The following is a 9,823-nucleotide window of genomic DNA, read 5'->3' as shown; positions in this document are numbered from 1 at the left end:
CGGAGCGACACCGGCAAGGCAGGTCGCGCGAGGCGTCGATCATGCTCGGTGACCGGTTATCCGACGACATGATCGCCCCGGCGAGCGCCGATGCGCGGGCCCCCTTGGGGGACCGCAGCGGACAAGGCCGGCGTGCCGATCGATGCCGAGATCCCAGCCAGCCCGGGGCGTTCCTGGAAGGTGGTCGGCGCGCGCCACGATGGCGGCGCACGAGCGACCCTTCCCTGGCCCTCCGACAGCCTGCAACCCATCGACGGTTCGGACGGGTGATCCTTGCCGGAGGTGATCCTTGCCGGAAGGGATCCGCCGGGCCGGGCCGTCAGGCGTGGACGGGGTGGCTGGCCCGTTGCGCAACGGGCTCCTGTGGACCGTCGGCTCGCTCTGGATCGCGTCCCGACCGCTCAGCGCCCGGGCGCCGGGGACTGCGCGCTCTCCCGCGGCAACGCGCTCTTGGGCATCATCATGTGCACGCCCTTGTTGCCATCCACCGTCTGGGTGATGCGCAGGTTCCCGGCCAGAGAGCACAGCATGTAGGCTTGGTTGCGGGTGAGGGTGGTGCGCGCGCAGACGTGGCGGATCATCTCGCGCACGGCCTGACGCATGGCCTCGTCGAGGCTCTCATGCAGCCCGATCGACATCAGGTCCGTGGGCGTCTCGGCGAAGGGCCAGGCATAGCCGAGGTCCTTGCGCACGGTGAGGCGGAACGTGCCCGTCAGGCCGGTCTCCAGGGCGGTGATGCAGACCTCGCCGTCACCCTGCACGCCGTGACCATCCCCGGCATAGAACCCGGCGCCCTCATTGTAGACGGGCAGGTAGAGGGTGGCGCCAACCTTGAGTTCCTTGTTGTCCATGTTGCCGCCGAACCCGCGCGGGACCGGCGTCCCGACCCGGCCCCAGGCGGCGGGCGGGGCCGTTCCCATGATGCCGAAGAACGGATCGAGCGGCAGTTCCGTGCCCCAGGGCAGGATCGCGACGCCGCGCGCCGCGTCGATGTCGGGATGAACGGTCTCGTAGTCGGTGAACTCGTCCGGCAGAGTGCCGAGCAGGGGCAGGATCGCGACGAAACCCCAATTCATGCGGAACTTCAGGTCGAGGATGTCGACCTGAAGCACGTCGCCGGGCTCCGCCCCGCGCACGTGGACCGGCCCGGTCACGAAGTGCGGACCGGGCCCTTGCACCAGCGTATCGAGTGCGAGGCGGTAATCCTCGGGCACGCGGGCGGGATCGGGGTGCAGGGACTCGCGCCCTCCGGCCGGAAACGAATGCAGCGTCACGGTATCGCCGGACGCAATCTCCAGCACAGGGGGCTGCGCGGCGTCGAAATAGCCCAGCACCATGCTGTTGGGGGTGGCGGGGATCTCGTGATGCGTCGACATGCGGACTCCTTGGTAGTCGGGTCGGACGGGTGATCGGGTCAGACGGCGATATGCCGCGAGACGGCGTCGTGGCTGAGGCTCTCGCGAGATCCGGTCTCGACCACGCTGCCGCGCGAGAGGACGACGAAGGCGTCGGCGAGCCGGATCGCGAAATCGAGGTATTGCTCGACGAGGAGCACGGTGATGCGGCCCTTGAGGCCCTCGATGACCCCTTCGATGGCCGAGACGATCGAGGGCTGGATGCCCTCCGTCGGTTCGTCGAGGAGCAGGATCCGGGGCCGCGTCGCCAGGGCCCGCGCGATGGCGAGCTGCTGCTGCTGGCCGCCGGAGAGATTGCCGCCCGGGCGATGCCAGAGATCGCGAAGGGCCGGGAACAGGGCCACGGCCTCGTCGATGGACCCATCGCGTTCCAGCCCATGGGCCCGGGCGGCGACCCGCAGGTTCTCGGCAACGCTGAGGTCGGCGAAGATTTCGCGGCCCTGCGGCACGATGGCGAGGCCCGAGCGGGCGCGCCGGTCCGAGGGCAACCGGGTGATCGTATCGCCGTCGAGTTGAATGATTCCCCGGGTCGCCGGGATCAGCCCGGTCAGGCAGCGCAGCAGCGTGGTCTTGCCGGCCCCGTTGCGGCCGAGCACCGCGAGGCAGGTGCCCGGTGCCACGCTGAAGCCGACGTTCCGCAGCACCTGGGCGCTGCCGTAATGCTGGTCGAGCCCCGACACAGCGAGACCGGCCGGACGGGCGGGCGTGCGCGCGATGGTCATCGGCCGAGGAACACCTCGATGACGCGCGCATCGGCCCGGGCGCCCGCCATGCCGCCCTCGAACAGGGTCCGGCCCTCGTGCAGCACCGTCACCCGGTCGGCCACCGCCTCGACGAAGGCCATGTCGTGCTCGATCACCAGGATCGCCCGGTCGGGACGGCGCAGCGCCCCGATCAGTTCGATCGTGCGCTCGGTCTCGGCATCGGACAGGCCGGCCACGGGTTCGTCGAGGAGGATGACGCGGGGCTCCGAGGCCAGCACCATGCCGATCTCGAGCCACTGCTTCTCGCCATGCGCGAGAGAGCCGGCAAGGGCGTCGGCCCGCGCTTCCAGGCCGGTCTCCGTTAGCGTCGCCGCCACGCGGGCGGCCCGCTCCCGCGCCGGGCATTCGGGGCCGCAGCCGAGGCTCAGGTTCTCGCGCACCGTCAGGGCGGGAAAGACGCTCGGCTTCTGGAACTTGCGGCGCACCCCGGCCCGGGCGATCCTGGCCTCCGACAGCGTTGTGAGATCCTGCGTGTCGCCGAGCAGGATCCGGCCGGATTTCGGTCGGGTGATCCCCGTGATCGCGTCGAGGAGGGTCGTCTTGCCGGCGCCGTTCGGGCCGATCACCGCGCGGACCTCGCCGGAATCGACGGCGAGCGACAGGGAGTCGAGCGCCTGGAAGGCACCGAAGACGACGGTGAGGCTGTCGATGACGAGGGCGCTCAAGGATGCGGCCCTCCCCGACGAAGCCATGTCGGCTTGAGGCGGAACGCCGCGAGGTCGAGGAGGCCGTTGGGCAGTCCGAGCACCACCACCAGCACGAGCCCGGAGAGGATGAAGGGCCAGGCCTCCGGCATCGCCGCGCTGAGCCAGAACTTCAGGGCGTTGACCGCCACGGCCCCGATCACCGCGCCGCCGAGCCGGCCCATGCCGCCGATGGCGACCCAGACGGCGATCTCGATGGAAAGATCGGGGCTGAGCACGCGCGGATTGATGATGCCGACCTGGGGCACGTAGAGGATGCCGGCCAAAGCCGCGATCACCGCCGAGAGGCACCAGATCCCGAGCTTCAGGCGCGTGGTGCTGTAGCCGAGGGTGCGCAGGCGCGCCTCGTCGTCCCGGCAGGCCAGCATCCGACGTCCGATCGGGCTCACCACCAATGCCCGAGCGCCGATGAGCACTCCGGCCAGTGCGAGCAGGGTCGCGACGGCGAGGCCGGTGACGACGCCGGGTGCGCCCATCGGCCAGCCGAACAGGAGCGCGAAGCCGGTCATGCCGTTGTTGCCGCCGAGGCCGGTATCGTTGCGGAACATCAACAGCATCGCGACGTAGACCAGGGCTTGGCTGATGATCGAGAAGTAGACACCGTTGACCCGCGAGCGGAACGAGGCGAAGCCGAACACGAAGGCGACGACCGCAGCCAGGAGCAGGGCCAAGCCGAATGCGTAGGGCGCGCTGGTCATGCCGGCCCAATAGGCGGGCAGGCTCTTCCAGCCCATGAACTGCATGAGGTCCGGCACCACGCCGGTGACCGCGTAGGCATGGGCCACCAGATGCATGGCGCAGACATAGCCGCCGATGGCGAAGAACAGTCCGTGGCCGAGGCTGAGGATGCCGAGATAGCCCCAGACGAGGTCGAGGGAGACGGCGAGTATCGCGAAGGCCGCGAGCTGCCCCACCATGTTGACGAGGTAGGGGGCGGGCTGGAGCAGCACGATGCCGAGAGCGGCAGCGAGCACGAGCGCGACGAGGCCGGCCAGGAGCGGATCGCCCCCGAGGGTCGGGCTGATCCGCCGGGCCGGTGCGGGACTCACGAGGCCAGCGGCGCCGCTCATCTCCGGCGCCTGACGGCGAACAGCCCTTCGGGCCGGCGCTGCAGGAACAGGATGATGCCCACGAGCACGATCACCTTGGCGGCGACCGCGCCGTAGAGCGGCTCGATGAGGACATTGGCGCCGCCGATGCCGAGGGCCGCCACCAGGGTTCCCACCACGGTGCCGACGCCGCCGAGTACCACCACCATGAAGCTGTCGATGATGAAGTTGGCCCCCATTCCCGGATTCACGCTGTAGATCGGGCAAAGGGCCACGCCCGCGAGGCCCGCGAGGCCCGAGCCGAAGCCGAAGGCGAGCCGGTCGACCCGCCGGGTGCGGATGCCGAGGCAGGCCGCCATGTCACGGTTCTGGGTCACCGCGCGGATGTCGAGGCCGAGCGGCGTCCGCTTCAGGATCAGCAAGGTGACCACCAGGGTGACGGCCGCGAAGGCGATCGCGAAGAGGCGGTTCCAGGTCACCACGAAATCGGCATAGAGCGGCATGCCGCCGCTGACGTAGGACGGCATCGCGAATTGCAGGTTCTGCGAGCCGATCGCGACGCGAACCGCGTTGATCAGGAACAGGCTCACGGCCCAGGTGGCGAGGAGGCTCATCAGCGGGCGCCTATAGAGGTGACGCAGGATCAGCGCCTCGATGACGATGCCCACGAGCGCGGAGGCCAGGAACGCGACGGGGATCGCGGCCAGCAGGTAGGCGTCGAGCCAGCCCGGTGCGAAATTCCGGAAGGCCTCCTGCACGCCGTAGGCCGCGTAGGCGCCGATCATGATGAACTCGCCCTGGGCGAGGTTGATGACCCCCATCAGGCCGAAGATGATCGCGAGCCCGGCCGCCGCCATGAACAGGATGCTGGCAAAGCTCAGACCGTTATAGAGCACAGCCAGGCCGTTCCCGAGCGAGACGGCACGCTCGACGCGGCTGAGAGCGGCATCGAGCGTGGTGCGGAAGGCCGGATCGGCACCGTAGGCTGGATCGGCCTTGAGTGCGGACAGGCGCGAGAACGCCGCGCTCGAGGGCGTTTCCGAGATGGATTGGATCGCCGCGAGACGACGCGCGGGATCGGGCGACGACACGGCGGCGGACTGGGCGACGGCCGCGATGCTGGCCTTCAGGGCGGCATCTCTCTCGGCGGATGCCGCGCGCGCCAGCACGGGCTCCGGCACGGAGGCGATCCGGCGTTCCAGGGTCGCCAGGGCGCTCCTGCGCGCCTCCAAACTCGGTCCGGTGAGGAGCGTCGCGATGCCGGACGCGGTCTCGATGAGGGCGCGCTGGCGCAGTCCCAAGACCGGGGAGCGCCCACCCGTGGCCGAACGCGTCACGGCGGTCGCGGCCTCGATGCCGTCGCCAGCCCCGGCTCGCTCCAGCAGCACGGCGGTTTCGCCGAGGCAGGCGAGGCGACGGTCGACGAGGGCACGCAGGATCGTGCCGCCCCAAGCGAGATCCGCCGTGTCCATCTCGCCGCCCTGGCGGATGAACGCCTCCGCACCCTTCGACTGCGCCGCGCCATCCCCGCACAGGGCGGCGGCAAAGGCGACCCGGTCGAGTGGCGGTGCGGCCGCCGAAGCCGGTCGCGCCACCAGGCATGCGGCACCGACGAGGACGATGCCCAGCCGGATCCCGGCCCGTCCCCACCCCTCAGCCATACGGGCTGAACGGCACGGGCTTGGGGGCGTCGGACGATTGCCAAAGGATGTCGAAGCCCTGCTTCTCGTTGACCGAGCCGATGAAGACTCCGCGGGCGACGTAGTTGTTCTCGCCCGTCATCGTCAGCGTGTAGCCCGAGGGATCGGCGAAGCTGAGGCCCGGGAAGGCCTTGCGGACCTCCGGCACGTCGAAGCTCCCGGCCTTGGCGGCCGCCAGCGCCCAGAGTTGGACGCTGTCATAGGCCGAGACCATGGGGTCGATGACCGTGTCGGCGCTGAAGGGCACGTTCTTGGCCTTCACGTAGGCCGCCCATTCGGACAGGAACTTGGTGTTCGCCTCGGCCTTGGCTGCTTGGAGGTAGGCCCAGCAATTCAGGTGTCCGACAAGGGGTGCCGTGTCGAGACCTTCGAGATCCGCCTCGACCATGTCGAGGCCGAGGATCGGCACGTCGGTGGCCCGGATGCCCTGGTTGGCGAACTCGCGCAGGAAGTCGGGAATCGAGGAGCCGACCACCGTGAGCACGACGATCGGCTGCCCGCCGGGCTCGGCGGCGAAGCTGCGGATCTGGTTCACCAGGGTCTGGAAGTTGGAGAAGCCGAGCGGCACGTATTCCTCGCGCAAGGCCGTCTCCGCCACCCCCTTGGATTTCCAGTAAGCCTTGAGCTGCTTGTTGATGGTGCGGGGCCAGACGTAGTCCGAGCCGATCATGAAGAACCGCTTGGCGCCGACACCCTCGGCGCCCATCAGGTAATCGACCGCCGGCAGCACCGAGCTCGCCGGCGGCGAGTTCACGTAGACGATATTCTTCGAGTTCTCGTCGCCCTCGAAATGCAGCGGATAGAACAGCAGCCCGTCATTCTGCTCGACCACGGGCAGCACGGATTTGCGCGACACGGAGGTCCAGCAGCCGAACAGCGCCGCGACCTTCTCCTGTTGCAGCATCTGCCGGCCGATCTGAGCGTAGAGGGGCCAATCGGAGGCTGGATCCGAGGTCACCACCTCGATGCGGCGGCCGTTGACGCCCCCGTTCGCGTTAATCCCGTCGGCGGCCATGCGCACCACGTGATTCAGGCGGCCCTCGATGTTGGCCATCGTGCCCGAGGAGGAGAACAGGCAGCCGAGCTTGACCGTATCGGCGGCCCAGGCCGGTCGGATGATGGCCGGCGCCGACAGAGCCGCCGCGGTTCCCATGAAGCTGCGTCTCGTGAATTCGACCATCGGTCTCGCCTCGTGTCGTGACAGCCCGGATTGTCGGAGTCGAAGGCGCGCAGAGGAAGGCTAAATTGGCTGCAGCGCGGCCGCGCCTTGCGCAAAACAGTCGCTTTTCGCTTACGCGGCTTGCGCTTCGGCATGCAAAACGTCAAAATTTGCACAAACCGCCGAAGCCCGTTCTTCTCGCGCCGGTCGGCAGGCGGTTCGTTTCTTGCTGCGACGCCGGTCCAAGTACCGAACACAGGCAAGTACCGAACACAGGGATGTCTGCGCATGCGTCGATCCCAGCATACGGATCAGGAGATCGCTTTCCTCTTGCGAGAGGCTGAGACCGGAACGGCCATCACGGCCATCTGCGCTGCCGCGCACGTCTCGGTCGGTACGTTCTATCGTTGGCGCCGGCGCTTCGGCGGATTGCCACCGGCCGGAGTCGCACGGCTCAGTGCGGTCGAGGGAGAGAATGCGCGGCTGCGCGCCGAGGTGATGGCCCTCCAGCAAGCCTTGCTGGCCTTCGCTCCCGCTGCCTTGAGCCCCGCTGCGTTGCGCATCGAGTGCCAGCCCAAGCCCGCCGTGCCGCCTCAGCCAGCGATCGCCCCGGCCCGCTTCCGCGGCAGCCAGGCGTCAGTGGGCCGCTACGCCTTCGTGAGAACCGCGAACTGACGATCAAACGACGCTTGCATCGGTCCGCGACCGAGCCACGTCGCTCGCCGCGGCACGGTGCCGGTGCACGAGCGGCCCCTCCTGGTGCAGCGCTGTCCTTCGTCGCGGGACGCGACGCGAGTCGAACATGTAACCGTTGCGTTCGGAGCCGTCTCGAGCATCCCGTCGCGCGCAGCGTCGATCGCTCGAATGCTCATGCTTTGATCAAAAGTTTAACGATTCCGGCTCAGGTTTCTTCACGTCGCCGCGAGAGCAACCCGCCGAACGGCCGATCACCGATGAGTCCCGGCCAGCATGCCACTTCGTATCGCTCACCGCATTAGCCTTCTCGTCCTCTGCTCCGTGGCCATCATCGCGGTGCTTGCTACGATTCAGCTTTCGACCACGCGCGATGCCATCCTGCGCGAGCGTCAGGTTGCTATCGCAGGCCAGGTCGAGACGGCGATATCGATCATCAAGGGGCTTGCCGCCGGAGTGGAGGCCGGTCGCATATCGACGGCAGAAGCGCAGAGCCAGTCCAAGGCCGCGCTCCGCACTCTGCGCTACGGCAAGGGCGACTACTTCTTCGTCTACGACTTCGAAGGCGTGAACCAAGCACACGGTCTCAAGCCGGAGAATGAAGGGAAGAACTTGCTCAATGCCAAGGATTCGAACGGCGTTCGATTCAACGCGGCGCTCATCGAAGCCGCCAAAGCCGGCGGAGGTTACGTCGACTTCATGTTTCCGCGCGCCGGACAGGAGGTCCCGTCTCCGAAACTCGCCTACGCTGCGAGCTTCGCACCCTGGCAGTGGGTCGTCGGCACGGGCGTTTATATCGACGACATCGATGCGCGATTCTGGGAGCTCGTCCGGCGCGATGCTTCCTACGCCTTCGGGCTGCTCGGGCTGCTCGTCGCCTGCGCTTGGCCGCTCGCCCGCAGCATCGTGAAGCCGGTGCGGGCACTCACCGCGACCATGGAGCAGCTAGCAGCCGGGACGGTCGAGGTGGACGTTCCGGCGCTCAAGCGTTCCGACGAAATCGGCCTCATGGCCCGTGCTGTTCAGGTCTTCAAGGAAGCCATCATTGCCAAGGGCGTAGCGGACATGACCGCGGCCGGCGAAGCGCAGGAAAAGCTGCGTCGTGCACAGATGCTGGACAGCATCATGCGGACCTTCGAAGGAAATGTCTCGGTGCTGACGCGAGGGCTCGCAGACGCAGCCGCCGAGATGGAAGCGACCGCGCACGCAATGACGCGGACGGCTGGGCAGGCCAACGAACGCTCCATGATGGTGGCGAGCGCAGCCGAGCAGACCTCTGCCAACGTGCAGACCGTCGCGGCTGCCAGTGAGGAGATGTCTGCCTCGATCCTTGAGATCACCCAGCAGGTCACGCAGTCCGCGAGCTTGGCGCATCGGTCCGAAGAAGAAGCCCATCGCGCGGATGGAATGGTCCAGCAACTCGTCTCAGCGGCTGACCGGATCGGCACCGTGGTCTCGATGATCAACGCCATCGCGAGTCAAACCAACCTGCTCGCGCTCAATGCAACGATCGAGGCGGCGCGGGCCGGTGAAGCAGGTCGAGGATTTGCTGTGGTGGCTGCTGAGGTGAAGGAACTCGCGGGTCAGACCACGAGAGCCACGGAGGAGATCTCAAGCCAGATTTCGGCGATCCAGTCGGCCACCCAGGAGGCTGTCGTAGCGATCCAAGAGATCGGCCGCACCATCTCCACCATGGCGACGGTCTCGGTCTCGATTTCGGCGTCCATGGAGGAGCAGGGAGCCGCAACGAAGGAGATCGCTCGCAACGTGCAGGAGGCTGCCCGCGGCACGGAGGAGGTCACCCTGAACATCCGCGACGTCCGCGATGGTGCGCAGACGACGGGTCGGGCCGCCGCTCAGGTTCTGACCGCCGCGCAGGCGCTCGCGCAGCACTCCGCGGATCTGACGCAAGAGGTCAGCGCATTCCTGTCCAGCGTCAAGGCTGCTTGAACCGCCCATCGCCTTACGGAGCCGCTCGAGGCAGGCACAATGCCGGCGCACGAGCGGCCCTTCCTTGCCCTCTCCACTCTACGCACCCGATACGATTCGAACGTGTGATCTTTGTCTGCGGAGAGCCGCCCAGCCACCCGATCGAGCCGAGTCCGGGCCGTCGCCGTTGCCAGCGCCGGGATCCTGCGCTATCCCTTCGCGCGGTCTGCACCCGTAGCTCAGCTGGATAGAGCGTTGCCCTCCGAAGGCGGAGGACCCGGCTCTCCCGAGCTCTAAGTGCCCTCAACACCTACAATAAGTTAGCTCCTCCAAGGTCACTCAATGGAGTGCTGTTGCGTTTTAGCGGCGCAAAAGGGCCGCAACCGACCTCGGATTTAGAAGTGGACGTT

The 9,823-nt window shown here is 67.8% G+C and carries 8 protein-coding genes; 2 read left to right on the top strand and 6 right to left on the bottom strand.

What is annotated here, in order from left to right; translation table 11 throughout:
* Positions 1-401 precede the first annotated feature (401 nt).
* From ACFE7U_RS15395 to ACFE7U_RS15370, 6 genes are read right to left on the bottom strand one after another with little or no spacing between them, the layout of a single operon-like run.
* Positions 402-1,376, bottom strand: a complete 975-nt coding sequence (locus ACFE7U_RS15395; RefSeq protein WP_375410596.1) for an acetamidase/formamidase family protein — start codon at positions 1,374-1,376, stop codon at positions 402-404.
* Between the two features lie 38 nt (positions 1,377-1,414).
* Positions 1,415-2,137, bottom strand: coding sequence for an urea ABC transporter ATP-binding subunit UrtE (gene urtE / locus ACFE7U_RS15390; protein ID WP_375410595.1), 723 nt, complete (start codon positions 2,135-2,137; stop codon positions 1,415-1,417).
* Positions 2,134-2,844: an ATP-binding cassette domain-containing protein gene (locus ACFE7U_RS15385; RefSeq protein WP_375410594.1), complete on the bottom strand. Its 711-nt coding sequence runs from the start codon at positions 2,842-2,844 to the stop codon at positions 2,134-2,136. The genes urtE and ACFE7U_RS15385 overlap by 4 nt, the downstream gene beginning before the upstream one ends.
* On the bottom strand, positions 2,841-3,953 hold the full coding sequence (gene urtC, locus ACFE7U_RS15380) for an urea ABC transporter permease subunit UrtC (RefSeq protein ID WP_375410593.1): 1,113 nt from the start codon (positions 3,951-3,953) through the stop codon (positions 2,841-2,843). Before urtC ends, ACFE7U_RS15385 begins: the two co-directional genes overlap by 4 nt.
* The gene (urtB, locus tag ACFE7U_RS15375) at positions 3,950-5,593 is read right to left on the bottom strand and encodes an urea ABC transporter permease subunit UrtB (protein WP_375410592.1); all 1,644 of its coding nucleotides are present in this window, start codon (positions 5,591-5,593) and stop codon (positions 3,950-3,952) included. The genes urtC and urtB overlap by 4 nt, the downstream gene beginning before the upstream one ends.
* Entirely contained in the window at positions 5,586-6,812 is a 1,227-nt protein-coding gene (locus ACFE7U_RS15370; RefSeq protein ID WP_375410591.1) for an urea ABC transporter substrate-binding protein, read from the bottom strand. The genes urtB and ACFE7U_RS15370 overlap by 8 nt, the downstream gene beginning before the upstream one ends.
* Positions 6,813-7,079: 267 nt before the next feature.
* Between ACFE7U_RS15370 and ACFE7U_RS15365 the strand changes: the two genes are divergently transcribed.
* Together ACFE7U_RS15365 and ACFE7U_RS15360 are read left to right on the top strand one after the other, a co-directional pair.
* Positions 7,080-7,466 (top strand): transposase, encoded by a 387-nt coding sequence (locus ACFE7U_RS15365; RefSeq protein ID WP_375410590.1) that lies wholly within the window; start codon positions 7,080-7,082, stop codon positions 7,464-7,466.
* Between the two features lie 294 nt (positions 7,467-7,760).
* A complete protein-coding gene (locus ACFE7U_RS15360; RefSeq protein WP_375410589.1) occupies positions 7,761-9,434 on the top strand; it encodes a methyl-accepting chemotaxis protein in 1,674 nt (557 codons plus the stop codon).
* Positions 9,435-9,823 lie beyond the last annotated feature (389 nt).

The sequence above is a fragment of the uncultured Methylobacterium sp. genome, assembly GCF_964251405.1.
Classification (GTDB): domain Bacteria; phylum Pseudomonadota; class Alphaproteobacteria; order Rhizobiales; family Beijerinckiaceae; genus Methylobacterium.
Note: the sequence above shows the minus strand (reverse complement) of the source record. Positions and strands in the feature narration are given on the sequence as shown.